General features: G+C 67.2%; 26 protein-coding genes and 1 pseudogene. 23 read left to right on the top strand and 4 right to left on the bottom strand.

Translation table 11 applies throughout. From position 1 onward, the window contains the following. Positions 1 to 15: 15 nt before the first annotated feature. From F7O44_RS19985 to F7O44_RS19900, 18 genes are all read left to right on the top strand, one after another. On the top strand, positions 16 to 234 hold the full coding sequence (locus tag F7O44_RS19985) for a hypothetical protein (protein ID WP_162452045.1): 219 nt from the start codon (positions 16 to 18) through the stop codon (positions 232 to 234). Positions 235 to 416: 182 nt separating this feature from the next. After that, the gene (gene rpsP, locus F7O44_RS19980) at positions 417 to 1,037 is read left to right on the top strand and encodes a 30S ribosomal protein S16 (RefSeq protein ID WP_162452044.1); all 621 of its coding nucleotides are present in this window, start codon (positions 417 to 419) and stop codon (positions 1,035 to 1,037) included. A gap of 10 nt (positions 1,038 to 1,047) precedes the next feature. Beyond that, positions 1,048 to 1,281, top strand: coding sequence for an RNA-binding protein (locus F7O44_RS19975; protein WP_162452043.1), 234 nt, complete (start codon positions 1,048 to 1,050; stop codon positions 1,279 to 1,281). Positions 1,282 to 1,534: 253 nt separating this feature from the next. Beyond that, the gene (rimM, locus tag F7O44_RS19970) at positions 1,535 to 2,083 is read left to right on the top strand and encodes a ribosome maturation factor RimM (RefSeq protein ID WP_162452042.1); all 549 of its coding nucleotides are present in this window, start codon (positions 1,535 to 1,537) and stop codon (positions 2,081 to 2,083) included. After that, on the top strand, positions 2,080 to 2,841 hold the full coding sequence (gene trmD / locus F7O44_RS19965; protein ID WP_162452041.1) for a tRNA (guanosine(37)-N1)-methyltransferase TrmD: 762 nt from the start codon (positions 2,080 to 2,082) through the stop codon (positions 2,839 to 2,841). Before rimM ends, trmD begins: the two co-directional genes overlap by 4 nt. A gap of 210 nt (positions 2,842 to 3,051) precedes the next feature. Continuing rightward, positions 3,052 to 3,402 (top strand): 50S ribosomal protein L19, encoded by a 351-nt coding sequence (gene rplS / locus F7O44_RS19960; RefSeq protein ID WP_162452224.1) that lies wholly within the window; start codon positions 3,052 to 3,054, stop codon positions 3,400 to 3,402. A gap of 21 nt (positions 3,403 to 3,423) precedes the next feature. Next, positions 3,424 to 4,143: a signal peptidase I gene (gene lepB, locus F7O44_RS19955; RefSeq protein WP_162452040.1), complete on the top strand. Its 720-nt coding sequence runs from the start codon at positions 3,424 to 3,426 to the stop codon at positions 4,141 to 4,143. A gap of 71 nt (positions 4,144 to 4,214) precedes the next feature. After that, positions 4,215 to 4,970, top strand: a complete 756-nt coding sequence (locus tag F7O44_RS19950; RefSeq protein ID WP_162452039.1) for a ribonuclease HII — start codon at positions 4,215 to 4,217, stop codon at positions 4,968 to 4,970. Beyond that, the gene (locus F7O44_RS19945; RefSeq protein WP_162452038.1) at positions 4,960 to 5,271 is read left to right on the top strand and encodes a DUF2469 domain-containing protein; all 312 of its coding nucleotides are present in this window, start codon (positions 4,960 to 4,962) and stop codon (positions 5,269 to 5,271) included. Before F7O44_RS19950 ends, F7O44_RS19945 begins: the two co-directional genes overlap by 11 nt. Positions 5,272 to 5,669: 398 nt before the next feature. Then, positions 5,670 to 6,026 carry a YraN family protein gene (locus F7O44_RS19940; protein WP_162452037.1) on the top strand — a complete coding sequence of 119 codons (357 nt, stop codon included), beginning with the start codon at positions 5,670 to 5,672 and terminating at the stop codon, positions 6,024 to 6,026. Next, on the top strand, positions 6,026 to 7,555 hold the full coding sequence (locus F7O44_RS19935; RefSeq protein ID WP_162452036.1) for a YifB family Mg chelatase-like AAA ATPase: 1,530 nt from the start codon (positions 6,026 to 6,028) through the stop codon (positions 7,553 to 7,555). Before F7O44_RS19940 ends, F7O44_RS19935 begins: the two co-directional genes overlap by 1 nt. Continuing rightward, positions 7,552 to 8,700 carry a DNA-processing protein DprA gene (dprA, locus tag F7O44_RS19930; RefSeq protein ID WP_222851524.1) on the top strand — a complete coding sequence of 383 codons (1,149 nt, stop codon included), beginning with the start codon at positions 7,552 to 7,554 and terminating at the stop codon, positions 8,698 to 8,700. Before F7O44_RS19935 ends, dprA begins: the two co-directional genes overlap by 4 nt. A gap of 52 nt (positions 8,701 to 8,752) precedes the next feature. Then, entirely contained in the window at positions 8,753 to 9,460 is a 708-nt protein-coding gene (locus tag F7O44_RS19925; RefSeq protein WP_162452035.1) for a GntR family transcriptional regulator, read from the top strand. Between the two features lie 341 nt (positions 9,461 to 9,801). After that, entirely contained in the window at positions 9,802 to 10,608 is an 807-nt protein-coding gene (locus F7O44_RS19920) for an N-acyl homoserine lactonase family protein (protein WP_162452034.1), read from the top strand. Between the two features lie 10 nt (positions 10,609 to 10,618). Beyond that, positions 10,619 to 11,896, top strand: coding sequence for an iron-containing alcohol dehydrogenase (locus F7O44_RS19915; protein WP_162452033.1), 1,278 nt, complete (start codon positions 10,619 to 10,621; stop codon positions 11,894 to 11,896). 10 nt (positions 11,897 to 11,906) lie between these two features. Next, positions 11,907 to 12,293: an FmdB family zinc ribbon protein gene (locus F7O44_RS19910; RefSeq protein ID WP_162452032.1), complete on the top strand. Its 387-nt coding sequence runs from the start codon at positions 11,907 to 11,909 to the stop codon at positions 12,291 to 12,293. Then, positions 12,290 to 15,175 (top strand): FAD-binding and (Fe-S)-binding domain-containing protein, encoded by a 2,886-nt coding sequence (locus F7O44_RS19905; RefSeq protein WP_162452031.1) that lies wholly within the window; start codon positions 12,290 to 12,292, stop codon positions 15,173 to 15,175. Before F7O44_RS19910 ends, F7O44_RS19905 begins: the two co-directional genes overlap by 4 nt. Before the next feature lie 165 nt (positions 15,176 to 15,340). Continuing rightward, the gene (locus F7O44_RS19900) at positions 15,341 to 16,240 is read left to right on the top strand and encodes a tyrosine recombinase XerC (protein WP_162452222.1); all 900 of its coding nucleotides are present in this window, start codon (positions 15,341 to 15,343) and stop codon (positions 16,238 to 16,240) included. Positions 16,241 to 16,315: 75 nt separating this feature from the next. Here F7O44_RS19900 and F7O44_RS19895 read toward each other — a convergent pair whose 3' ends face one another. The 4 genes from F7O44_RS19895 to F7O44_RS19880 form a co-directional block, all read right to left on the bottom strand. Further along, the gene (locus F7O44_RS19895) at positions 16,316 to 17,251 is read right to left on the bottom strand and encodes a LysR substrate-binding domain-containing protein (RefSeq protein WP_162452030.1); all 936 of its coding nucleotides are present in this window, start codon (positions 17,249 to 17,251) and stop codon (positions 16,316 to 16,318) included. A 132-nt stretch (positions 17,252 to 17,383) separates the two neighbouring features. Beyond that, positions 17,384 to 17,881, bottom strand: a complete 498-nt coding sequence (locus F7O44_RS19890) for a 2,4'-dihydroxyacetophenone dioxygenase family protein (protein WP_162452029.1) — start codon at positions 17,879 to 17,881, stop codon at positions 17,384 to 17,386. Positions 17,882 to 17,933: 52 nt separating this feature from the next. Further along, complete coding sequence (locus F7O44_RS19885; protein ID WP_162452028.1) at positions 17,934 to 18,680, bottom strand: SDR family oxidoreductase; 747 nt, start codon at positions 18,678 to 18,680, stop codon at positions 17,934 to 17,936. Positions 18,681 to 18,866: 186 nt separating this feature from the next. Further along, the gene (locus F7O44_RS19880) at positions 18,867 to 19,829 is read right to left on the bottom strand and encodes a peptidoglycan DD-metalloendopeptidase family protein (RefSeq protein ID WP_162452027.1); all 963 of its coding nucleotides are present in this window, start codon (positions 19,827 to 19,829) and stop codon (positions 18,867 to 18,869) included. Positions 19,830 to 20,156: 327 nt separating this feature from the next. On the opposite strand from F7O44_RS19880, the gene F7O44_RS19875 reads away from it, so the two are divergent. The 5 genes and pseudogenes from F7O44_RS19875 to F7O44_RS19855 all read left to right on the top strand — a co-directional run. Further along, positions 20,157 to 21,725, top strand: a complete 1,569-nt coding sequence (locus tag F7O44_RS19875; RefSeq protein WP_425501402.1) for an ABC transporter substrate-binding protein — start codon at positions 20,157 to 20,159, stop codon at positions 21,723 to 21,725. 118 nt (positions 21,726 to 21,843) lie between these two features. Next, positions 21,844 to 22,800: an ABC transporter permease subunit gene (locus F7O44_RS19870; RefSeq protein ID WP_162452025.1), complete on the top strand. Its 957-nt coding sequence runs from the start codon at positions 21,844 to 21,846 to the stop codon at positions 22,798 to 22,800. After that, on the top strand, positions 22,797 to 23,717 hold the full coding sequence (locus F7O44_RS19865) for an ABC transporter permease (RefSeq protein ID WP_162452024.1): 921 nt from the start codon (positions 22,797 to 22,799) through the stop codon (positions 23,715 to 23,717). Before F7O44_RS19870 ends, F7O44_RS19865 begins: the two co-directional genes overlap by 4 nt. Then, on the top strand, positions 23,714 to 24,715 hold the full coding sequence (locus F7O44_RS19860) for an ABC transporter ATP-binding protein (protein ID WP_162452023.1): 1,002 nt from the start codon (positions 23,714 to 23,716) through the stop codon (positions 24,713 to 24,715). The genes F7O44_RS19865 and F7O44_RS19860 overlap by 4 nt, the downstream gene beginning before the upstream one ends. Position 24,716: 1 nt before the next feature. Further along, a pseudogene (locus F7O44_RS19855) lies at positions 24,717 to 25,664 on the top strand (ABC transporter ATP-binding protein); the annotation flags it as partial. Between the last annotated feature and the right edge of the window lie 248 nt (positions 25,665 to 25,912).

Raw genomic sequence — 25,912 nt, 5'->3', positions numbered from 1 at the left:
CAAGGAGTGCCTGCTATGTTCACCCTCGAACAGCCCACATCGACCATCGGCCGGATCAGTCAGCATCACCCGGACGCCCTGCGCCGGCGGGACATGCGGCACGAGATCTTCATCGCCGAATTGTCTCGGGCACGCCGGCTTCGGCGGTGGTCCGATCGCCTGGGCCGTGCCGCCACCTGGCTGTCGCGTGCCGCGGCCGGAGTTCGGGCCAGCGCGGTCAGCACCCGCCACTGACGGCGCACTCTGCCGCGTTTGGGTATTGGCCCGCGGATCTGGCACAATGTCGGGCTGAACCGGCTTTCGTGCGGCCCCTCTCACCCGCGAATCGCCGAGTCCATCGAATCGTCGTCGCCGGTGCCCCACTCAGGCGATGATGCTTCAACCGAGCGCGCACACCACAAGGAGACTCCACGCCCGTGGCTGTCAAGATCAAGCTCAAGCGGATGGGAAAGATCCGCTCCCCGCATTACCGCATCATCGTCGCCGATTCCCGTACCCGGCGCGACGGCCGGGCCATTGAGGAAATCGGCCTGTACAACCCGAAGCTCCAGCCGAGCCTCATCAAGGTTGACTCCGAGCGGGCCCAGTACTGGCTCGGCGTCGGTGCTCAGCCCACAGAGCCGGTCATGGCCATTCTGAAGGTGACTGGAGACTGGCAGAAGTTCAAGGGCCTGCCTGGCGCCGAGGGCTCGCTCCAGCTTCCGGAGCCCAAGGCCGACAAGCGCGCCGCGTTCGACGCCGCGCTGGCCGAGGTCCACGGCGAGCCGAAGGGCGAGGCCACCACGCCGAAGAAGAAGACGGCGAAGAAGGCGGCCAAGCCGAAGGACGAGAAGCCTGCCGACAAGGCCGACGACGCCAAGGCTGACGACACCGCGGCGGAGAAGCCGGCCAAGAAGGCAGCCAAGGACGAGAAGCCTGCCGCCGAGGCCAAGGACGAGAAACCTGCCGCTGAGGCCAAGGACGAGAAGCCTGCCGCTGAGGCCAAGGACGACACCGCGTCGGCCGAAGCCGCGGCTGCCGAGCCCAAGGCGGAATGAGGCCTGACCCATGCTTGCTCAGGCACTCGAGCATCTCGTCACAGGAATCGTCGAGCATCCAGATGACGTGTCGGTGCGTTCTCGGCAGCAGCGGCGCGGCCGTCTGCTGGAGGTGCACGTTCACCCGGATGATCTCGGCAAGGTGATCGGACGTGGTGGCCGGACCGCTACTGCGTTCCGCACTGTCATTGCGGCGTTGGCGAACGACCGCGTGCGGATCGACTTCGTCGACGTGGACGAGTGACAAGCCGGGCACGTTGAGCCAACGCCGAACGCGCTGAAGCCAGCGCGGGAAGCCGGCGCCCGACATGAGCGCCCGCGCCAGCAGAGGGAGACCCTGGCGCGGGCGCTTTCTTGTGCCGGGGCCTGAGGCATCGAACTCAGGACGCTCGTTGTCCTCGTGTCCTGCGCTGGACGCTGGCCGGGCATGCGATAGCTTCTGCTTCGAAGCGCCGCGGACCCGCCGCCCGCTTGTGTTGTGAGGGAGAGGAGGCCCGGTGATCGTCACGGTGGGAGTCATCGGCCGCGCGCACGGTGTGCGCGGAGAGGTGACTGTCGACGTCCGCACGGACGTGCCGGATGAGCGTTTTGCCGCCGGAGCGGTCCTGCAGACGTCTGCCCCCCGCTCGGGACCGCGCCTGGAGCGCTCCCTGATAGTGCGCAAGGTGCGCTGGCACCAGGGCCGGTTGCTCGTCGAGTTCGACGGCATCACCGACCGCTCGGAGGCGGAGACTTTGCGCGGTCTGAGTCTTCAGGTGGAGATCGACGACGACGTCACCCCGGACGACCCCGACGAGTACTTCGACCACCAACTGCTCGGCTTGCGGGTGGTGACGCCCGACGGCACGGACGTGGGCGAGGTCAGTCACGTCCGGCACGGTCCGGGCCAGGACATGCTCACGGTGACCACGCCCGACGGTGCGCAGGTGCTTGTCCCGTTCGTCGCGCAGATCGTGCCAGAGGTCGACGTAGACGCCGGTCGGGTCGTCGTCGACCCGCCACCTGGCCTGCTGGATCTCGGAACCTCTCCCGGGGCGTCGTCGTGAGGATCGACATCATCACGATCTTCCCGGACTACCTGGCCCCGCTTGGGCTCTCGCTGGTGGGCAAGGCCCGGGAGTCCGGATTGCTCGATCTTCGGATTCATGATCTGCGAGAGTGGGCCACCGACCGGCACCGGACGGTGGACGACACTCCGTATGGGGGTGGCGCCGGGATGGTGATGCGCCCGGACGTGTGGGGTCAGGCGATCGACGACGTCGTCTCCCAGGGCGATATGCCGCCACACTTGATCGTTCCGACGCCCGCTGGACACCCGTTCACCCAGCGCACGGCCAATGACCTGGCGGCCGAGCCGTGGCTGATCTTTGCCTGCGGCCGCTACGAAGGTATCGACGCTCGTGTCGTGGCTGACGCGCGGACACGGATGCGGGTCAGCGAGGTGTCCATCGGCGACTACGTCCTCAACGGCGGGGAAGTCGCCGCGCTCGTGGTGGTCGAAGCTGTGGGCCGGCTGCTGCCGGGCGTCGTCGGGAACCCGGAGTCGCTGACGGAGGAGTCGCATGGCGCCGACGGTCTCCTCGAGTACCCGGTGTACACCAAACCGCCGTCGTGGCGGGGGATGGACGTTCCTGACGTGTTGCTGTCCGGCCACCACGCCCGAGTGGCCCGGTGGCGTCGTGACGAGGCGCTGCGGCTGACCGCTCGCCGCCGGCCGGACCTGCTCGCGCGGCTCGATCCGGCCACGCTCGACGACCACGATCGCGAGGTTCTGACCGGCCTGGCCGATGATCATGAAGACTAAGTGACCAATATGGTCACAAGGTGTTCATGATCATGGGGAAGGGCAGTGCCGGTTTCCGCTGACGCGGGCTGGTGTGGCAGACTAGAGCGTCCGTGCCCGGCACGCTGGCCGCCCCTGCCACGGGGGGAGCACCGTTTGCGAACGCCGGGATCAAGGTAACTCCCCATACTGCGGGTGACCCGTGGCGCCTGCAAGGAAGCGAAAATCGCGATGCATACGCTTGACGTTGTAGATGCCGCGCAACTGCGCGACGACATCCCCGGCTTCCGTGCCGGCGACACCGTGAAGGTTCACGTGAAGGTCGTCGAAGGTAACCGGTCCCGTATCCAGGTGTTCCAGGGTGTCGTGATTCGCCGCCAGGGCTCCGGCGTGCGAGAGACCTTCACCGTCCGCAAGGTCAGCTTCGGTGTGGGAGTTGAGCGTACGTTCCCGGTGCACACCCCCATCATCGAAAAGATCGAGGTCGTGACGCGTGGTGACGTGCGTCGCGCCAAGCTCTACTACCTGCGCACCCGTCGTGGCAAGGCGGCAAGGATCCGCGAGAAGCGCGAAACGGCCTGACGAACTCCCGTTGGGGTGGGCGTGATCGAGGAGAGCGTGCCTCCGGGCGACGAGGATCAGTCCGAAGAGCCACAACACATGCCGCGCCGCGGGCGCGGACTGGCGATTCTCAAAGAAACCGCGATTGTGGTGGCGCTGTCTCTGATCATCGCCACCGTCGTCCGGATATTTCTCTTTCAAGCGTTCCTGATCCCGTCCGAATCGATGCAAGACACGCTGCGCGTGGGCGACCGCGTCATGGTGTCGAAGATCAGTCTCCGATTCGGCGATATCGAGCGTGGAGACGTCGTCGTGTTCGCCGACCCGAACGGGTGGCTCGGGCCGCAGCCGGAGGCGTCCGACGGCGTCGGCGGTGCGATCAAGGGGTTCTTCCAGTTCGTCGGCATTCTGCCCGACGACTCCGAAGGTCACCTGATCAAGCGGGTCATCGGTCTTGGTGGTGACACGGTGGAGTGCTGCGACGACGACGGCCTGTTGAGCGTCAACGGCGTGCCGATCGACGAGGCCGGGCATTTGTTTCCGGGAGACGATCCTTCGCTGAACGAGTTCAGCGAAGTGGTGCCCGACGGCGAGCTGTTCGTGCTGGGCGACCACCGGTCGAACTCCGGCGATTCCCGCTTGAACGGGTCATTCTCTGAAGACCTTGTGGTGGGGCGGGCGTTCGCCGTCGTATGGCCGGTCAACAGATGGTCGACGGTCTCCGCGGGCGACGCCTTCGACCACGTTCCCGACCCCGAATAGTGGCGTTGCTGGGCAGGAAGCCGTGTGTTGGGTGTCGAAGTCGTGACGTTGCTCCGTAAGCTTGGCTCATCATGACCGTCCTAGTTGATCGCCCTCCGGTCTCGGTCCGGCGCGACGCCGGCATCTACGCCTACGAACGCGTCCTGGCTCGTGCTGGTTTCGCTCCGGTTGCCGGTGCTGATGAGGCCGGACGGGGAGCGTGCGCCGGACCGCTGGTCGTGGCGGCGGCTGTACTGGCCGACGGCAAGCGGGGCCGGATCCCAGGGCTCGCCGACTCCAAACTGCTGACCCCGGCGGCCCGTGAGCGCGCCTACGGCGAGGTCCTGGACCGGGCGGCAGCCTGGTCGGTCGTGGTGGTCGAGCCGTCGGAGATCGACCGCATCGGCCTGCACCGCACCAACATCGAAGCCATGCGCCGCGCGCTGGCGCGGCTCGACGTGGCGCCCGGCTACGTGCTCACCGACGGCTTTCCGGTGGCGGGTTTGGGCGTTCCGGGGCTGGCGATGTGGAAGGGCGACCAGGTCGCCGCCTGCATCGCGGCAGCGTCGGTCATCGCCAAGGTGACCAGGGACCGCATGATGGTCGAAGCCGCCAAGCGGTGGCCTGGATACGGGTTCGACGAACACAAGGGATATGTGACGGGTGATCATCAGCGTGCGCTGGAGCGCCTGGGGGCGAGTCCGGTGCACCGCCGCTCGTACGTGAACGTTGCCCGCGTGATGTCCCCTGAAGAGGAGAACCGGCAGGTCTGTGACACCGAGAGTGCAGCGCCTGACACCATGATCGCCGGACTGGAGCGAGAAGGGTTGCTTGACCATGAGTGCTGAGGATCTCGAGAAGTACGAATCCGACATGGAGCTCTCGCTTTATCGCGAGTACCGGGATGTCGTGGGATTGTTTTCGTACGTGGTGGAGACCGAACGACGCTTCTACCTCACCAACAACGTCGACCTTCAAGTGCGCGGCGAGGGCGCAGATGTGTACTTCGAGGTGACCATGAGCGACGCCTGGGTTTGGGACATGTACCGGCCGGCTCGATTTGTGAAGAACGTCAAGGTCGTCACGTTCAAGGACGTCAACGTCGAGGAACTCGCCAAGAGCGATCTCGAGATTCCCAAGACCGACTGACCCCACCTCCCGCTCGCTGACGCTCGCCTAAATGATCATGTTTGGTGGGTTCTCTCGTGCGTCACCATGCCTGAATGCATGGTGAGGCACGAGAAGTCCTTGTCGTGTGCGGGGCTGCCCCGGGGCGGATGGTGTCGCTGACAGGGCATTCGTTACAGGTGCGTCGAGCCCGCGGCCGGGCATTACCGGGACTTCTCATGCCTCACCGGGCCTGAAGCCCTGTCAAAGCACGAGGAAACCAACCAAACATGATCATTTAGTGGACGGACGTGGGGCAGGTGAGGCGGGGTTGTCCACAGGCTGGGGCCGCGCATCGGGCTGAGTTGTCCACAACTCGTGAGTAGCCCCTTCTATGTTGCGTGTCCGGCGGACAGGCTCGTCATCCGGAGGTGAGGCCGGTGCGGGTCAAAGACGGTGTCGGAGCGTACGGCGAGGAGGTCGCTGTACGGCATCTGGAACAGCAGGGGATGGAGATTCTCTGCCGGAACTGGCGGTGTGCCGAGGGCGAGATCGACATCGTGGCCCTGGACGGTCAGACCGTGGTCGTGTGCGAGGTGAAGACTCGTAGCGGGACGGGATACGGATCCGGCCTCGAAGCCGTCACCTGGGAGAAACGCTCCAGGCTACGGCGGCTGGCGCTGACGTGGCGGGAGGCCAACGGGCGCCACAACGCACCGGTTCGAGTCGACGTGGTGGCGGTGCATCGTCAGCGGCGCGGGGCGCCTCACATCGAGCACGTGCGAGGTGCGTTCTGATGCGGCTGGGCCGGTGCCGAAGCGTCGCTCTCGTCGGCGTACAGGGCACGGTTGTCGACATCGACGTGCATATCGGGGGCATGCCGGGCTTCACCCTGGTCGGTTTGCCGGACGCTTCGCTGTACGAGGCCCGGGACCGGGTCCGGGCGGCGGTGTTGTCCAGTGGCGAGTCGTGGCCCCTGCAGAAGATCACGGTCAGCTTGTCCCCGGCCGCGTTGCCGAAACGTGGCAGTCACTTCGATTTGGGTGTCGCCGTGGCCATCCTGGCGGCGGCCGACGAAGTCCCCGAGTCGGCCACGCTGGGTGTCGTCTTCTTCGGCGAGCTGGCCCTGGACGGGCGGCTGCGGTCGGTGCCCGGTGTCTTGCCAGCCGTGCTCGCGGCGTCGAAGGCAGGGGTGCGGCGCGTCGTCGTCCCGGAACGCAATGTGGGCGAGGCCAGGCAGGTGCCGGGTGTCTCGGTAGTGGGTACGCGTTCGTTGCGTCAGACGCTCGCCGTCCTGCGTGGAGTGGACGTTCCCGACGACGAGCCGGAGGAGCAGGTGCCGCCACTGACAGCGGTGCCGCAGGACCCGGGGCTTGATCTGGCCGACGTCGCCGGACAGAGCAAGGCGAAAACCGCGATCGAGATCGCCGCCGCCGGCCATCATCACATCCGGCTGGAAGGTCCACCAGGTGCTGGCAAGACCATGCTGGCCCGTCGGCTGCCCGGATTGCTGCCGGACCTGTCGACGGAGGAGTCGCTCGACGTGACCGCAATTCACTCGGTGGCCGGCGTGCTACCGCCGGATCGCCCACTTGTGGTGCGTCCGCCGTTCACCGATCCGCATCACTCGGCATCGACGGCCGCGATCGTGGGCGGTGGCACCATCGTGCGGCCAGGGATGGCCAGCCTCGCGCATCGCGGTGTGCTGTTCCTGGACGAGGCCCCGGAGTTTTCCCGCCAGGTCCTCGACTCGCTGCGGGAGCCGTTGGAAAACGGCAAGATCGTGGTGTCCCGTGCCAACTCGACGGCCGTCTTCCCGGCATCCTTTTTGCTGGCCATCGCTCAGAACCCATGTGCATGTGGTAACCATGGCAGCCGGCACCGCGAATGTGAATGCCCACCCCATTCGATTCGCCGATACCAGCAGCGGATTTCTGGACCGGTACGTGACCGGATCGACCTCTACCAGCATGTTGCCCCTCCTTCCGTCACCGAGATCGACGCTGGTCTGCGCACAGCCGAGACCAGCAAAGCCGTGGCGGAACGAGTGGCTACGGCCCGGGAGCGGCAGGCGAAGCGGTTGGCCGGCACCCCGTGGCGGGTCAACGGCGAGGTGCCCATGGCGTTCTTGCGCCGGGAGTTCCCGTTGCCGGCCGAGGTGGTGACTCCTGCCTATGAGCAACTGCGCAAGGGCAACGTCACCGCACGTGGTATGGACCGCATCCTGCGGCTGGCGTGGACCATCGCCGACCTCGCGGGACATGACCGCCCACAACGCGCCGACGTCAGCAACGCAGTGAGCCTTCGCCTCGGGGAGGCCGCATGAGCAGTCAGCGCTCCACCTCGGCTGATCGGGCGGCGCGCGCGGCACTGTCGGCAGTGGCCGAGCCGGGCTCGTTGAAGGTGGCTCAACGGGTGGCAAACGGTGGCGCGGAGGCGACGTGGAACGCGATCATCCAGGGCGACGCCCGTTTCGACCGAGACGGCGTCCTGGGGCGCCGGGCCGAGGGCGTCGACGGTGCCGGAGTTCTGTCGCGGGCGGCCGAACTTGAGATCCGGTTCGTGTGCCCCGGCGATGCGGACTGGCCGACAGTACTGGACACCATGCCCGCGACCCTCGACGCGGGCGCGGAAGCGGTGCCGCCGCCCTTCGGATTGTGGGTTCGCGGCCGTGGCTCTCCGGCGGGGATCGGCCCACAGGCGGTTGCCGTGGTCGGGGCTCGGGCCGCGACGTCTTACGGCGTGCGGGTAGCCGCGGACCTCGCGGCTGACCTGGCGACGCTGGGCTGGACGGTCGTGTCCGGGGCTGCGTATGGCATTGACGCGGCGGCACATCGCGGAGCCATGGCCATGGCCGGCCCGACCCATGCGGTGCTGGCATGTGGCCTGGACATCGCGTATCCTCGCGCACACGCCGAGCTGCTCGAACGCATCGCCGGCTGCGGTGTGGTGATCAGTGAACTGCCACCGGGGATGAAGCCGATGCGTTCCCGGTTCATTGCACGTAACCGGATCATCGCGGGGCTCACGTCGGGAACGGTCGTGGTGGAGGCGGCACTACGGTCCGGAGCGCTGAGCACGGCCCACTGGGCGGTGAAGCTCGGCCGGGAGGTGATGGTGGTGCCGGGGCCGGTGACGTCCCAGCAGTCGGCCGGTTGCCATGAATGGGCCCGCAACAAGGGCGCCACGCTGGTCACTGACGCGGCGGAGGTGGTCGATGCCGCGGGCCGGTTGGGCGTCGACGCAGTGTCGGCGCCGGTCGGGGAGAACCGCCCGCTCGACCGGTTCCGCCCCGAGGAGCGTGATGTCTATGAGCGAATGCCGGCCTATGCGCCGGTGACGGTATCGGAGTTGGCCGAGTGCAGTGGCTATTCGGTGCCCTTCGTCGAGGCTTCGTTGCGCAAGCTCGCTGGGGGAGGGCTGGTGGCGGAGCACGACGACGGCTGGGCGCGGGTGCCGCTTGCTGTGTGAGACCACCAACGAGATGTCCTGGCGCCGGGGAGTTGCGTGTAAGAATGACCGGATGCGGCGGATCGACGACACCCCCAACCTCGGCGGGAAGATCCTCGAAGAGCTGCGAACCGCCATTGTCAATGGTGAGCTCGTGCCGCGCCGGCTGTACTCGGTGCAGGAGCTTGCCGAGCGCCTCGGCGTCTCGCGCACGCCCGTCCGTGAGGCGCTGATCCAGCTCGCAGCTCTGGGGATGGTGCGGTTCGAGCGCAATCGCGGGGTGCGGATCTTGCAGACGTCGCTTCACGATCTCGAAGAGGTGTTCGCGGTCCGGCTGCTCCTGGAAGTGCCCGCGACGTTCCGGGCAGTGAGCCAGCGAGCTCCCGAATTCGTCCGTGATCTGCGTGCCCAGCTGGACGCCATGCGCGCCGCCGCTGACGAGCATGACGAGAACGAGTTCATGGCGGCGGATCGGCGTTTCCACGAGATCATCAATGAGGCGTCCGGAAACGTGCGGCTGGCCCGGTATGTGGACTCACTGCGCGACATGGTGTTGTTGCGGGGCACCTCGACCGTTGACCGTTCCCGGAGCCTGCACGACATACTCGTGGAGCACGAGCACGTGTTCGAACTCGTCGAGGCCGGCAAGGCGGAAGAGGCCGCCGAAGCGATGCGCAGTCACCTGCTGAACACCGCTCGCCTACTGATCGGTCAGGAGGCCGCCGAGCGGGGGGATCCGGTGCCGCAGGTCTCGCTGGAGTGGACCAGGTACCCACGCTGAGCCCGGGCGGCTCGCGTGCTTAAGAACCCGCGCGAATAGGGAGTCGCCGGGCTCGCGGGCCCGGGCATGCCAGTTTCCGGAACTACCAGCGTTCATCGTCAGTCGACGCACAAACCCAGTGCGACTCCTGCCTCGGCCTTGCTACCCAGGCGCCCGACCCCGCTCCCTATCCGGCGCCCCTATTCGCGCGGCTTCTAAGTCGCTTCTGTCCACCCGGCTCCATCTCGATCTGTGATCTGAACAGCAACGCTAGGACAACCTGCAGCCAAGTGATTGACGAGTAGCATGTTACATGCCACTCTGGTCGTCAGCTTTCCGGCCCAATGCGCAAGGAGGCGCACATGACGGCACCGAGCAAGGTTCACCTGCTGCAAACCGGAGTGATGGAGTGTGACAAGACCTGGCTGTTGCTCAAACCTGGTAGCACCATCACCGACCGCAGCCACACCGCCCAACCAGCGCCTTGGACGACCTGTCCCACCCACGCCGTGCTGATCGAGCATCCGGACGGACGCATCCTGTGGGATACCGGGGTTCCCCAGGACTGGGAATCGAGATGGGCACCCACCGGCCTGCAGGAGTTCTTCCCGGTTCAGCAGGGCACCAGTTACCTCCAGGACTCCCTGGCGGCGCTGGAGCTCGCGCCGGAGGATATCGACACGCTCATCCTCAGTCACCTGCACTTCGACCATGCCGCCAACGCGAAGCTCTTCGACAACGGCAAAACGCGGATCATGGTCAACCGCAAAGAACACGAGGGCGCTCTGGGCATCGACGGGCCGTTCAAGGGCGCTCACTTGAAAGTGGACTACGAGGGCATCGACTATCACCTCGTGGAGGGCGACGTCGAGATAGTTCCGGGTGTCGGAGTGATCGAAACCCCGGGTCACACCTGGGGCACCATGTCATTGCGGGTGGACTGCCCGGACTCCGGTACCAAAATCTTCACCTCTGACGCGGTCTATCTTGCGGAGAGCTGGGGCCCACCCGCTGTGGGGGCGGCGATCGTCTGGGACAACCTCAAGTGGCTGGAGTCGGTGGAGAAACTGCGACGCATCGTCGAGGAGACGAACGCCGAAGTGATCTTCGGGCACGATCCCGACCAGGCCGCGACGCTGCCGTTCGCGCCCGCCGGCCATTACTCGTGAGGGCGGCGCCGTGACCGAGTACCTGCACGAGACCGTGTTCACGTGGGGTGGCACGCCGCTGAAGTTCGGAGTGGGCGCGGTCGACGAAATCGGCTGGGACCTGGCCCAGCTCGGGGCGAGCCGGGTGTTGATCGTGACCGACGCCGGCGTCGCCGCCAGCGGGGTGCCGCAACGTGTTGCCGACGCCGCCACGGCCGGCGGGCTCAGCGTGGAGGTCTACGACGACGTGCATGTGGAGCCCACCGACGCGAGCATCGTCGCCGCTGTACAGGCGGTGCGGGGCAGCACGTGGGATGGGTTCATCGCGGTGGGCGGCGGGTCGGCCATCGACACCGCCAAGGCCATCAACCTACTGACCACCTATCCGGCCGATCTGCTGGACTACGTCAACAAACCCATCGGGCGCGGGCTGGCACCGCCTGGCCCATTGAAACCGCTGGTCGCGGTGCCCACCACGGCGGGAACCGGATCGGAGACCACGCCGGTCTGCATCATGGACTTCCTGGAGCTGAAGGTGAAGTCCGGTATCAGCCATCCGAGGCTGCGTCCCACGATGGCCGTCGTGGACCCGTTGCTCACGCTGAGCATGCCACCGGAGGTCACCGCCGCGAGCGGGATGGACGTGACCTGCCACGCGCTCGAGTCGTTCACCGCACGCCCTTTCCATTCCTTCGCGCGGCACCGTCCCGAAACGAGGGTCGCCTATTGCGGGTCCAATCCGATCTCCGACGCGTGGACCGAGCAGGCGTTGGTGCTGCTCGCCCGGTCGTTCCGGAAGGCGGTGCTCAACGGCGGCGACCTCGACGCCCGCACCGACATGATGCTGGCTGCGACGTATGCCGGTATGGGCTTCGGTAACGCCGGCGTACACATCCCGCATGCCTGTGCCTATCCCATCGCGGGACGGGTCCGTGAGTATCGCCCGCGAAACTATCCCCAGGACGAGGCTATGGTTCCGCACGGCGAGTCGGTGGCGTTGACCGCGCCGGCCACCTTCCGGTTCACCTTCCCCACCGACCCTGGCAAGCATCTGCGAGCGGCTCGATTGCTTGATCCTGGGACCGGCACCGGCACCGACCCCCGAGATCAACTACCCGCCGCGCTGTCGTCGTTGATGCGAGACATCGGGTTCCCGAACGGTATCGGCGAGGTGGGGTACACCGAGGCTGATATCCCGGACCTGGTGGATGGCACCATGAAGCAGCAGCGGCTGCTGGCGGTCGCGCCCCGTGAGGTGCAGGATGAACACGTGGCCGCCATCTTCCATGAGTCGATCGAAAACTGGTGAGAGGGCGCTCATGCCGATCTACGACTACACCTGCGAGTGTGGAAACCGCTTCGAGATGCTCGTCCGGTCTGCCGACGGCCCGTCGCCGGACTGCCCCGGCTGCGGCGGCCCCACCCGGCGCCGTCCATCGGCGGTCCGGCTCGGCGGGACCGCCAGCGCCGGGCGAAGCCGCGACGATGCGCCCAAGAGCTGGCTAGGCACCCGTCAGGGCGACCGGGAGACGTTGCGTCATTGGCATCGTCAGCTGTCGCAGCGTGAGAAGCTCGAGGAGAAGTACCCGGAGCTGGCTGGTGACCGCCGTCCGGTACTGGCCCATGAGGGAAGATTCGCAGGCGCGCCGCTTCGAGCCGGGGACATTCTGCCGACGAAGGGAGACGGCGGGGCAGCCAACGCATGAGCGAAGTTGCTTCCCCCGGCGACACCCGCCGGTTCGTCGTCGCTCTGCGAGAAAAGACCGCTGGTGATGTCGACGACGGCGTGACCGCCCGGGCCACGTACAGCATGGACGCTTCGAACTACCGGCACGTGCCGCTGGCCGTGGTGTTTCCGAAAGATCCGGAAGACCTCGACGCCGTGCTCCGGCTGAGCCGCGAGCACGGCGTGCCGGTGACCGCACGGGGGGCGGGCACCAGCATCGGCGGCCAAGCGCTCGGGCGTGGTGTGGTCGTCGACTTCAGCCGTTACCTGAATCGCGTGCTCGAGATCGATCCCGACGCCAAGACAGCGCGCGTACAGCCCGGAGTGGTCCTCGACACGCTTCAGTCCGCCGCGGCCGAGCATTCGCTTGTTTTCGGCCCCGACCCTTCCACCCACAGCCGGTGCACCATCGGCGGCATGATCGGCAACGACGCGTGCGGGTCGCATTCGGTGGCGTGGGGCCGCACCGCCGACAATGTCATCTCGCTCGACGTGCTGACCGCCGACGGAGCACGGCTGCACGCCGGGCCGACAACCGCCGAGCAACGCTTCCGGCAGGCCGCTGAGCCGGGCCGGGCCGGGGAGATTCATCGGCGAATCCAGGAACTGGTCGCATCCAACCTCGCTCTGCTCCGGCAGGGCTACCCTGACTTGCCCCGCCGCGTCTCGGGCTACGCCCTGGATCAGTTGTTGCCGGAGAACGAGGGCAATCTCGCCCGCGCACTGGTCGGAACGGAAGGCACCTGCGCGGTGGTCGCGGAGGCGACGCTTCGGCTCGTACGAGCACCGGCCGCGCGGACTCTCGTGGTCGCCGGTTACATCGACGACATCGCCGCGGCGGACGCGGTTTCGCGGGTACTCCCGTTGCGACCGCTCACCGTCGAGGGCATGGGAGCCGATCTGGTCGCCGCGCTGCTGGCACGTGGCCGGCGCCCGGCCGCCGTGGACCTGCTTCCCCGTGGAGGTGGCTGGCTGTTCGTGGAGGTCGGCGGTGACACCGCTGCCGATGCGCTGGAGCGGGGCGAGCAGATGGCCGAGGCCCTGCGCCACTCGACCGACGCGAACACTGTCGTCGCGAGCGATCCGGCCGACCAGCGTGGCCTGTGGTCGATCCGGGAGGCGGCCGCGGGCATCGCGACGAGGATGGCCGACGGCTCCGAGGCTTGGCCGGGGTGGGAAGACGCCGCGGTGCCCCCGCACCGGCTGGGTCCGTACCTCCGGGACTTCCGCGAGCTTCTGCGGTCACACGGGTTACGGGGCATTCCTTACGGGCACTTCGGCGAGGGCTGCGTGCACGTGAGGATCGACTTCGGTCTGACCGAACCGGCCGGCCGGCGGGGGTTTCGTTCGTTCATGGAAGAGGTGGCCGACCTCGTCGTCGCCTACGGCGGTTCGCTTTCCGGTGAACACGGCGACGGCCAGGCCAGGGCCGAGCTGCTGCCGCGAATGTACTCGCCGGAGTTGATCGCTCTGTTCGAACAATTCAAGGCGATCTGGGATCCCGGCGACGTCCTGAACCCGGGCAACTTGGTGCGGCCGCGGCCGCTCGATGCCGACCTCCGCTTCGACGGCCCGACGCGTCAGCTGCCGATCACCTTGAAATACCCGCACGATGGCGGCGATTTCGCCACGGCGACCCGTCGATGCGTCGGCGTGGGAAAGTGCATCGACACCTCCTCGGGCGTCATGTGCCCAAGCTATATGGTCACCGGCCGCGAAGAGCATTCCACCAGGGGCCGGGCGCGGCTGTTGTCCGAGATGATGCGGGGCGAGACCGTCACCGACGGCTGGCGCTCCGAGGAGGTCCGTGACGCGCTGGACTTATGCCTGGCCTGCAAAGGTTGCCTGTCGGACTGCCCGGTGCACGTCGACATGGCGTCGTACAAGGCGGAGTTCCTGCATCACCACTATGCCGGCCGGCTACGCCCGGCCAGTCATTACACCCTGGGTTTCCTCCCGCTGCTGGCCAGGCTGGCGGCGCTGGCGCCGGGACCGGCCAACGCACTGCTCGCCGCGCCCGGTGTGGGCGGCCTGGTCAAGAAGCTGGGCGGGATCGCGCCGGAGCGTCAGGTGCCCCGGTTTGCCCGGCGCACGTTGCGGGCGGCACTTCGCCGCGCGACCCGTCGCACATCGGGACGCTCACCTGATGACTCCCGCCCAGCCGTTGTGTTGTGGCCGGACACATTCACCAACCATTTCGCCCCGGAGATCGGCGTTGCCGCCGTGCGCGTCCTCGAGTACGCGGGATTCGACGTGAGACTGCCCAGGGCGCCGGTGTGCTGCGGGCTGACCTGGGTCTCCACCGGGCAGCTGGGTGTGGCGCGCCGGATCCTCCGGCGCACGCTGCGCACGCTCGGCCCGGAGCTGCGAGCGGGCACGCCGATCGTGGGTCTCGAGCCCAGCTGTCTGGCGACGTTGCGGCATGATTCCCGGGAACTGCTCGACGACGACGAGCTGGCCGGATTGCCGCAACGAGTGCACACACTGGCCGGGTTCCTCGCCGAACACGCACCGGACGTGCGGTTTCCCACGGTCGAGGCGGCGGCTGTCACACAACAGCACTGTCACCAGCATGCCGTGTTCGGCCATGCCGATGACGAACGGTTGCTGGACCGACTCGGCGTCGACAACCAGACGCTCGATTCGGGATGCTGCGGTCTGGCCGGCAACTTCGGGATGGAGCGAGGGCACTACGACGTCTCCGTGGCCGCGGCCAACAGGGTTCTGGTGCCGGCTATCGAGGCGGCTTCACCGGAAACCTTGGTGCTGGCCGACGGTTTCAGCTGCCGCACCCAGATCGAGGACTTGACGGGCCGGCGAGCACTGCACCTGGCCGAGGTAATCGCCCGCTCCCTGCCATGATCATTGGCTTTTCGCCCGGTAATCATGGGGATAAAAGCCAATGATCATGGGGCAGGTGTGGCGGTCCTTGACCCGGCGCGACGAAAGGCACACCGTGTAGACGTGAGTGACCGGCGCGAACAACCGGCGGGTTCCGAGGCCGGCTCCGACGAGCTTCCGGCCCCGATGGCCGACGTGCTCGACGAGTTCGTCCGTCATCTTGGCTCGGAGCGGGGCCGGTCCGAACATACGCTGCGGGCTTACACCGGCGACATCGCGGGGATGCTGCGGCACGCCGTGCGTATGGGATGCACCGAAGTGGCAGAGATCGATGTCACGGTCCTGCGCAGCTGGCTGGCGTCGTTGCACGCGCGGGGCAAAGCCCGGGCCACGCTCGCGCGCCGGGCTTCGGCGGTTCGAGTGTTCACCGAGTGGGCCTACCGGACCGGCCGGCTCGACGCGGACGTAGGTGTGCGGCTGGCGTCACCGAAAGCACAGCGAGACCTGCCCGAGGTGTTGCGGCCGGCCGAGGCGCGTGCCTTGCTCGAGAGCGTCGCGGCCGGCACCGCCGAGGGAGATCCGGTGGCGATGCGGGACCTCGCCATGCTGGAGACGCTGTATGCGACCGGGGTCCGGGTAGGAGAGCTCGTCGGGCTCGACCTCGACGACATCGACGACGGCCGGCGGGTGGTGCGGGTCTTCGGTAAGGGTGGCCGGGAACGGGTGGTCCCGTACGGAGTGCCCGCGGAGCGCGCGCTTCGGGACTGGATCGCCAGAGGCCGCCCGCAACTGGCGGCGCCGGGAGCCGGGCCGGCGTTGTTCGTCGGCGTCCGGGGCCGCAGGATCGATCAGCGGGCGGTGCGCACGGTTGTGCATGAACGTCTGCGAGCGGTGCCGGACGCTCCGGACCTGGGGCCGCACGGGCTGCGGCACAGCGCCGCCACCCATGTGCTCGAAGGTGGTGCGGATCTGAGAATGGTGCAGGAGCTCCTCGGGCACGCGTCGCTGGGGACCACCCAGGTGTACACCCACGTGTCGGTGGACCGCTTGCGTAAGGCGTACCGGCAGGCTCACCCTCGCGCTTGACTCGCGCTCGGCGGCGGCGCACGACGGTTCGCGCGAGCAAGCGGCGGGCGGGCTGTCGGATGCGCGGCCGACGGCTCAGGCCGAGGGAAGCCGCGGCGGCTGGAGTTCAGCGATGGCATCACGGACCAGAAAGGTCGCCGCGGAGGTCACCCGCGCGTTGTGCCACCACACCGCAACCTGGCGCTCCACGGCATTCGATGTGATCGGGACGAGCTCGACGCCGTGGCAATCGGTGGTCGCCATGGCCAGCCAGTTGGTCACACCGATGCCGAGATCGGAGCGCACCAGCGCTGCCAGGGTCTGCGGCTGGTTGGTCTGGAAGGCGATAGCCGGCTGCAGGCCGGCCTGGGCGAAGGCGAGGTTGGTCTCGAACTGGCGCACCCCGCTGGTCGGCTCGCCGATGGTCACCAGCGGGAAGGAGGCGACTTGGGAGAGCGACACGGCGGGTTCGCGGGAGAGGGGATGACCGGTGGGCACCACCGCGACCAGCGGTTCGCGCCAAAGCTGCCGGTAGGCCAGCCGGTCCTCGCGAGCGGGCGGCAGCACTGGGCGCACCACAAGGTCGACGTCGCCGTCGATCAGCAGGGTCTCGAGGGCCAGAGTGTCGCCCTCGCGGAGCAGTGTGGTCACCCCCGGAGCGCTCCGGCGCAGTTGCTGGACCAGCGGCGGATAGAGCACAACAGCCACGCTCGGATACATGCCGACCCGGACCTCGCCGCGAACCGTCTCGGTCCCGGCACCGGCGATCTCGCCGAAGATCTGCAGACGGTTGAGGATCTCCTCGGCGTGTGGCAGCAGCGCCCGGCCCTCTGGGGTCAGCGCGGGTGGATGGACCGAGCGGTCGAAGAGCTTGGCGCCTACGACGCGTTCGAGGTCGCCGATATGACTGCTGACCCGCGGCTGAGACCGGTACTGCGCTTTGGCGGCAGCGGAGAATCCGCCCTGGTGGACGACCGCTACGAAGCTGACGATCCAGTCGAGACGGTAGCTGTCCGCATTGGTGAAATCCACGTGTTTAGTGCTCCGTCCCTTCCTCGAAGAGGTCGCACAGGCACATTCCCGCGGATCGATGGCCTGCTGCGTGGTACCCGGACGGGCTACGCCATCAGTCGCACCGGAGTTCGGCGAGCACTAATGCTCGACTCAGCGGATGAACTGGTCCACGTAGTCCGACCCGAGGCCGACACTAGCGTAGTGCGCGCGGCACATGTCGATCTTGGTGAAAGTGTCCTCGTAGCCGATCTGATGACCGTCTTCGTCGACATAGACCATCGCGCCGAGGATGTTGAAGAACGTGATCATTTCGTCGCAGTCTTCCGGCACCGCGAGAGTGTGGATCTCGCCAGGAGGCTCGTACACGAAGTGGCCGGCCTCGGCGACCCACTCGTGCTCGTAGTAGTGCCAGCGGCCTTTCAGGACGTAGCCGAAGACCGCGCCGGGGTGACGGTGGCGCGAGACGATTCCCGAGGCGGTGACCTTGAGCAGGTTGCACCACTGTCCGGTCACCGTGTTCAGCATGAGCGGGCGGAACCACACGTTGGGTGCTTGTGGGACCCACACCCGTGGGTCCTCCGGCAGCGCCGCTACGGCGATCTCGTCGGGATAGTCGCTGGACAATGGGATGTGCGGAGCGGTTGTCATGGTTGCCTCCTGTAGCTTCTATGCAGCGTGCGCGCGGCTCTGCCGGAAGGTGTCAAGTTGCGAGGTACCCGCCGTCGACTGGCAGCACCGCACCGGTGATGAAGGCGGCGTCCGGTCCGGCGAGGAAGGCCACCGCCGCGGCGACGTCGGCCGCCTCACCCCACGTACCCATGGGGGTGCGTCTGATGATCTGCTCGGCTGCCTCAGGTGACTCTTGGAGTTCGCGTGTCATGTTCGTCCGGATCCAGCCGGGTGCCACCGCATTGACCCGGACGCCGTCAGCCGCCCAGGCGACGGCGAAGGATTTCGTGAGCTGCACGATCCCACCCTTGCTCGCGGAATAGGCAGGTACCCGTGGCCCGCCGAAGTAGCTGAGCATGGACGCGATGTTCACTATGCAGCCGGACGATTGCGCGAGCAGGGGGTGGGCGGCGGTGCTGGCGCGCATGGTGCCGGTGAGGTTGACCGCCAGGATGTCGCTGAACACCTCCGGCCGGAATTCCTCATCACGCTGGAGTATGCCCGCGGCGTTGACCAGAACGTCGAGTGTGCTGAATCGCGAGATCAAGGTCTCGACGGCGCCGTTGTCGCGAATGTCCAGCTCGGCGAGGTCTACCTTGGTGGCGAGCGTCTCCGGGACCGACGAGCTGTCCAGGCCGGCTACCGTGACCTCGGCACCGTCGCGGGCGAACCGTTCGGCCACGGCAGCGCCGATTCCGCTGGTGCCGCCGATCACCAGGACCTGCCGGCTGGCAACAGCAGGTTCGTATTCTCTGCCAGGTGTCCGGGGTTCGCTCACGCGTGGTCTCCTGACGGTAGTGCAGCGGATACGGGGCCCAGCGCTCGTCCGAGGAGTACTTAGAACCCGCGCGAATAGGGGCGCCAGTTCGCGCGAGTTCTTAGTGTGCCAAGCCGGGCCTGCCCGCGGCAGTGGCTATTCGGCACTGGAATGGCCCTTATCCGAATCGGAGCGGGCCCCGGGTGGTCACCTCTCTTGCGTGCGGGCTGGCAGCCACGTCATCGGATCACTCAGCGAACCGCCGGCGTAGACCATGAAATGTAGATGGCACCCGGTAGACAACCCGGTGTTGCCGGACCAGCCGATCACCTCGCCGGACCGCACGCTTTGGCCCTGTCTCACCGCGAAGCGGGACAGGTGGCTGTACGACGTCGCCATGGTGATGTCTCCGATCCGTCCGTGATCGAGGCTCACCTGCAACCCGTAAGCACCTCGCGGCCCGGCGCCGGTCACCCGGCCGGAGGCCGAGGCCAGGATCGGGGTACCGCACCGGGCGCGGAAGTCGGTTCCGTCGTGCAGCTTGCGCTCACCGGTGATCGGGTGGGTCCGCAGGCCATACGGCGAGGTGACGTACGGATTACGTACCGGCCAGCCGAGCTCGCCGCTGACCGGCGGCGGATCCGGAGGTGGAGGTGGCTTCTCCGTTATGGCGCGTTGGCCGAGGGGTAGCAGGCGGGTGCCCCGGACGCTGATCAGATCGAGCGGATCGACGTAGGTATTGCCCCGGATCGCGCCCCAATGAAGACACGACGCCGGAGCGCAATGGCTGCCGCGGGCGGACAAGCTGCCGATGGGCTCGCCGGCTGTGATCCGGGCACCGACCCGCACGCTGGCGTCAACCGGCTCGTATGTGGTTCGCAGCGTGCCATGGTCGATCACCACGACACCGCGCCCTGCCAGCATGCCCGCGTAGGTGATCCGGCCGGAGCCGCCCGCCCTGACCTCGGAGCCCTCGGGCGCCCGCAGGTCGACCCCGCGATGGCCGGCGCCCCATGGCTGCTCAGGCGGATCGAAGCCGCGAGCCACATCGGCCGGGCCATGGGGCGGTCCGACCGGGTAAACCCAGCGGCCGGTCGCATCGGCCGGCTCGGCAACGGCCAGCATGGAGACGATAGCCATGATCTTGAACAACGCGATGATCGGGTTCATGGGTCCGAGCCTTGCCGCCCGGACCCACCGACGTCAGGACGGACTTCGGCGAATGTGGACAACTTCCGGCCGACCGGCCGCCGTCCTTTGGACAACGTTCAACGGACACGCCGAGCATTTCGGTCACACCGATGTCACGAAACGATAACGAAGGTGGTCGAAGGTGGCTATTAAGTGGACGTGCGCCGGGGGTAACTCGAAAGGCTCGAACGTGGGTATAGATGTGTGACTAACGTGAGGCGACGAGATCCGCGGCGAACGCCCGCCGGTGGTCGCGACCGAGTCGTGGATTCGATACGAAGGCTTGGCCAGAGGGAGACGAGAGCAATGGCGCGAACGAGACGAAGAGGACTCCGGACGATGGGCGCGCTGGCTTTCGGCACTGCGCTGGTGCTGGCGTCGTGTGGTGGCGACGACGAGGGCGTGCCGATCGACGACACACCAGCCGACAACGGCGAGGACGCCGACGGCGCACCGGCCGGCGGCACCCTGATAGCCGCCATCTCCGGCGAGCCGGACCAGTTCGACCCGCATGCAACCTCGGCATACGCGAGCTTCCAGGTGCTCGAGAACGTGTACGACACCCTCGTCGTGCCCGACGCCGAGGGCGAGTTCCAGCCGAGTCTCGCCTCCGAGTGGGACACGAGCGAAGACGGCCTGACCTGGACGTTCACCCTCCGTGACGATGTCACGTTCCATGATGGCAGCGAGTTCAGCTCGGACGATGTGGTCTACTCGTTCAACCGGATCATCGATGACGAGATGGCGAACGCCTTCCGCTTCGCGTCGGTGGATGAGATCTCCGCGCCCGACCCGCACACCGTCGTCATGGAACTGAGCGAGCCGGCCCCTAACCTGCTCGCCAACGTCGGCGGCTTCAAAGGCATGGCGATCATCCCCGAGGGCGCGGCGGACGAGCACGATCTGTCCACCGAAGCGGTCGGGACCGGGCCGTTCGAGCTCGGCTCGCCCGGTGCCGGCGGTATGACGATCACCGCGTTCGACGACTACTGGGGCGGCACGCCCACCGTCGAAGCGGTCGAGTTCCGCTACGTCGGTGAGGCCACCACGGCTTTGACGTCGCTGCGAAACGGCGAGATCCACTGGACCGACAACATCCCGCCGCAGGACATCGACACGCTGCAGGGAGAAGCCGGTATCGAGGTCGGCATCTCGCCGAGCGTCGACTACTGGTACGTGGCGTTGAACCAGGAAGTGGAGCCGTGGGACCAGGTCGAGGCGCGGCAGGCGGTGGCGACGGGCATCAACCGCGACCAGGTCGTGGACGTCGCTCAGTTCGGCGCGGCCACGGTGAACCAGACAGCCATCCCGGCGGACAGTTTCTGGTTCCACGACTACGCGCCGTTCGAGCACGACCCGGACGAGGCCCGCTCGCTGCTGGACGCTGCCGGCGTCGACGAGGGCCAGTCGCTGGCGATCATGGTGGTTCAGGACACCGAGGGTGTGCAGGCCGCTCAGGCGATGGAGGCCAACCTGTCCGAGATCGGCATCGATGTCACCATCGAACAGGAGCCGGACAGCACGTGGCTGGACCGCCAGGCCGAGGGTGAGTTCGACGCGTTCATGTGGTCCTGGCTCGGCAATCTCGACCCGTTCGACTTCTACCACGCTCAGCACCACAGCGACGGCGGATTCAACGCGCAGGGATACTCGAACGACGAGGTCGACAGCCTGCTCGACCAAGCCGCCGCCGAACTCGATCAAGATGCGCGAAAGGCGCTGTACGACCAAGCCGCCGAGATGATCGTCGGCGACGCCAGCTACATCTACCTGTACAACCCCGACGTGGTTCAAGCGTGGGCCGAAGGTGTCGGGGGTTACGAGATCCGCCCGGACCGGGCGATCAACTTCGAGAACGTGACGCTGCCGGAGTGACAGCTTCGCAGATAGGCCTTGGTGGCTTGATCATTGTCCGGTTGTGGGTGCCAGTGCGCCCACAACCGGACAATGATCATGGTCGTGTGGCTACGGCGCCGGCTCACGGCGGTGGTCCGTGAGCGGGTACGTGCTGCGCCGGCTGCTCCAGTCGGTGATCGTGCTGATCGGCGTCAGTATTCTCGTCTTCGCGATCATTCATCTCGTGCCCGGCGACCCGATCCGGCAAGCGCTGGGCACTCGCGGGACGGAAGCGACGTACCTCGCCATGCGCGAGCGCGCGGGCCTGGACGACCCCCTCCTGATCCAGTACTTCAACTGGATCGGATCGGCCGTGACCGGCGATCTCGGGGTGAGCTTTCGCAGCGGACGGCCGGTGTCCGAGCTGATCATGGAACGTGTTCCGGCCACCGTGTCGCTCGCGATAGCGGCGATCATGGTCGCGTTGTTGATCGCGATACCACTGGGCACTATCTCGGCGTTGAAGCCGCGCTCGCCGGTGGACTGGTTTGCGACCGTCGGCAGTCAAGCCGGCTTGAGCATCCCGGACTTCTGGATGGGGATCATGTTCATCCTGATCTTCGCCGGCACCCTGGGATGGTTGCCTTCCGGCGGGTACGTCGGGCTGACCGACGATCCGCTCCAATGGGCCCGGCACCTGATCATGCCGGCCATCACAGCCGGGGTGGCCAGCGGCTCGATCCTGACCCGGTTCGTCCGCTCGTCGGTGCTGGAGGCGCTGGGGCAGGATCATGTCCGCGCCGCCCGGGCCAAGGGCATGCGTGCACGTGATGTCCTCACCTGGCACGTGCTGCGCAACGCGCTGGTGCCGTTGGTGACCGTCGGCGGCGTGCAACTGGCCTACTTGCTCTCCGGCGTCGTGATCGTCGAGATCGTCTTCGCGTGGCCAGGGCTCGGGCAGATGGCGCTGCAGGCAGTCGAAGGCCGGGACTACTCGCTGCTACAGGGAGCGGTACTGCTGTTCGCGGTGATCTTCCTCGTGGTGAATCTCGTCGTCGATCTGGTGTACGCGAAACTGGATCCGCGGATCAGCTATCAGAAGGCGGCGTCATGACCAGCGACGACGTCACCAGCGGCGACCACGTCGCCAGGCCTGAGAAACATCGCCCGCGGTGGGCGGAGACCATCACGCTCCTCCTGCGCAACCCGATGGCTGTCGTGGCCGGTGTGGTCCTGCTGGTTTTGGTGTTCATCGGGATATTCGGAGAGTGGCTCGCGCCGTACGGGTACAACGAGCAATTCGTCGGAGATCAGCTCGAGTCGCCGTCGGGTGCACATTGGTTCGGCACCGATCAGTTCGGGCGGGACGTGTTCTCGCGGGTGCTGATGGGGGCGGAGGTGTCGCTGCGCGTGGGGGCGGTGGCGGTCGGTATCTCGCTGGTGGCCGGTGTGCTGATCGGCCTGTTCGCCGGGTATTTCGGCCGGTGGGTCGACGACGCGCTGATGCGATTCATGGACATGCTGTTCGCCTTCCCGGCGTTGTTGATGGCGATCGCGGTGCTGGCCATCCTGGGCCGGGGTGAGACGAACGCGATGATCGCCATCGGTATCGTCTACACGCCGATTTTCGCCAGAGTCACCCGCGCCAGCGTCTTGAGCGTCCGCGAAGAGGTGTTCATCCGCGCGTCGAGAGCCAGCGGCGCCGGCGACCTGCGGATCATCTTCCGCCATGTGCTGCCCAACGCCGCGCCGCCCATCATCGTCCAGACGACGATCAGCCTGGCCTTCGCGATTCTGTCCGAGGCCGCACTGAGTTTTGTGGGCCTGGGCACGCAGCCACCGAATCCGTCCTGGGGCCTCATGCTCGCCGAAGGGCGTGGATTCATCGAACAGGCGTGGTGGATAGCGCTGTTCCCCGGCTTGGCGATCTTCCTCGTCGTGCTCGCGTTCAACGTCTTCGGTGACGCATTGCGCGACGTGCTGGACCCACGCCAGCGTTCCGTGCTGACCGGAAAGGGAGGGGGCAGATGACGAGCGAGGCGGTGCTGTCGGTGCGCGATCTGCATGTGGCGTTTCGCACGCGGCGTGGCTTGGCGCGCGTCGTCAACGGCGTGACGTACGACGTCGAGGCGGGGCGGACATTGGCGATCGTGGGCGAGTCGGGCTCGGGTAAGAGCGTCAGCACGCTGGCGTTGCTCGGACTGTTGCCCACGGGCGTCGCGCGGGTCCAGGGAAGTGCCATCTTCGGCGGCGAAGAGCTCATCGGGCGGCCGGAAGAGTACTTGCGGGCGATCCGGGGTGCGGGTATCGGCATGGTCTTCCAAGATCCGATGACGTCGCTCAACCCGGTGCTGACGGTCGGGCGGCAAATCGTCGAGGCGATCCGCGCGCACCGATCCACCGCGAAGGACGTCGCTCGCAAACGGGCGGAGGAACTGCTGGCAGAGGTGGGCATACCGGACCCGAGGTCTCGGCTGGACGCGTATCCTCACCAGCTGTCCGGCGGGATGCGGCAGCGGGTGATGATCGCCATAGCGCTGGCCGGTGAGCCGCGGGTGTTGATCGCCGACGAGGCGACGACGGCGCTGGACGTCACTGTTCAGGCGCAGATCCTCGAGCTGATCCAGCGACTTCAGGCCGAACACCGCACCGGCGTGGTGTGGATTACGCACGATCTTGGTGTGGTTGCGGGTATTGCCCATCACGTCCTGGTGATGTACGCGGGCCGCACGGTGGAAGAAGGAAGCGCGGACGAGCTGTTCGACCGCCCGGTTCATCCGTACACGCGGGGGTTGCTCGGCTCCATGCCGGTCGTGGACGATCCCCGCGCAGCTCGTGACCGGGATCCGCTGCTGACCATGCCAGGGCTGCCACCCGATCCCGTCGCGCTGCCGCCCGGGTGTGCGTTCTTTCCCCGATGCCCGATCCGCGCCGACGACCGGTGCAGCCATGAGGTGCCGCCGCTGACGCAGGTCGCCGGTGGTCGCCGGCATCGAGCGGCGACGTTCTACTCGCCGGAAGGGCCCTGACGTGAGCGACGACATTCTGGTCACGGCTGCGGGGGTGGAGGTTCATTTCCCGATCCGTTCGACGGCGCCCTTCCGCGGTGTCACCGGCCACGTGCGAGCCGTGGACGGCGTGGACCTGCAGGTTCGCCGCGGCGAGACACTCGGCCTCGTCGGGGAATCCGGATGCGGGAAATCCACGCTTGGCAACGCGCTCTTACGACTGGTGGAACCGACAGCCGGGCGGATCGAGTTCGACGGCGTCGACGTCACGGCGCTGCCGGCCTCGCAGCTCAGATCGCTCCGGCGGCGGATGGCGATGATCTTCCAGGACCCTTTCGCGTCGCTGGATCCCCGACGGACCGTAGGCGACTCGATCGGTGAACCACTGCTGATTCACCGGTTGCGCCGCGGGCGTGCTGCCCAGGCGGCCAGGGTCGGGGAGCTGATGGAGGTCGTGGGGTTGGACCCGGACCTGCGTGGGCGTTATCCGCACGAGTTCTCCGGCGGGCAACGGCAACGGGTCGGTATCGCCCGCGCACTGGCGGGTGAGCCCGAGTTCATCGTCTGCGACGAGCCGATCGCCTCTCTGGATGTCTCGGTGCAAGCGCAGGTGGTCAACCTGCTCGTCCGTCTGCAGCGTGAGTTCGGCTTGACCTATCTGTTCGTCTCCCACGACCTCGCGGCGGTCCGGCAGATCGCGGACCGGATCGCGGTGATGTACCTCGGGCGCGTCGTCGAAGTGGGCCCCGCGACGTCGCTGGTGAGCACACCGGAGCACCCATACACCGAGGCGCTGGTGTCAGCGGTGCCCGTACCGGTGCCGGAACGCGAAAGGGAGCGCCGGCGCATAGTGCTTCACGGTGACGTGCCGAGCCCGGCCGATCCGCCGTCGGGCTGCAGGTTCCGGACCCGGTGCCCGAAGGTGTTCGAGCCGTGCCCGCACCACGACCCTGTGCTGCAGTCCGTCGGCGCGACCGGTGCGACCGGTGCGACCGGTGTGAATGGTGCGAGCGCGGAGGAGCCCGGGGTGAGCGGTGCGAGCGCGGAGGAGCCCGGGGTGAGCGGTGCGAGCGCGGAGGAGCCCGGGGTGAGCGGTGCGAGCGCGGAGGAGCCCGGGGTGAGCGGTGCGAGCGCGGAGGAGCCAGGGGTCAGCGGTGCGAGCGCGGAGGAGCCCGGGGTGAGCGCGGAGGAGCCCGGGGTGAGCGCGGAGGGGGCCGC

This window comes from Phytoactinopolyspora mesophila, assembly GCF_010122465.1.
Lineage (GTDB): Bacteria > Actinomycetota > Actinomycetes > Jiangellales > Jiangellaceae > Phytoactinopolyspora > Phytoactinopolyspora mesophila.
Note: the sequence above shows the minus strand (reverse complement) of the source record. Positions and strands in the feature narration are given on the sequence as shown.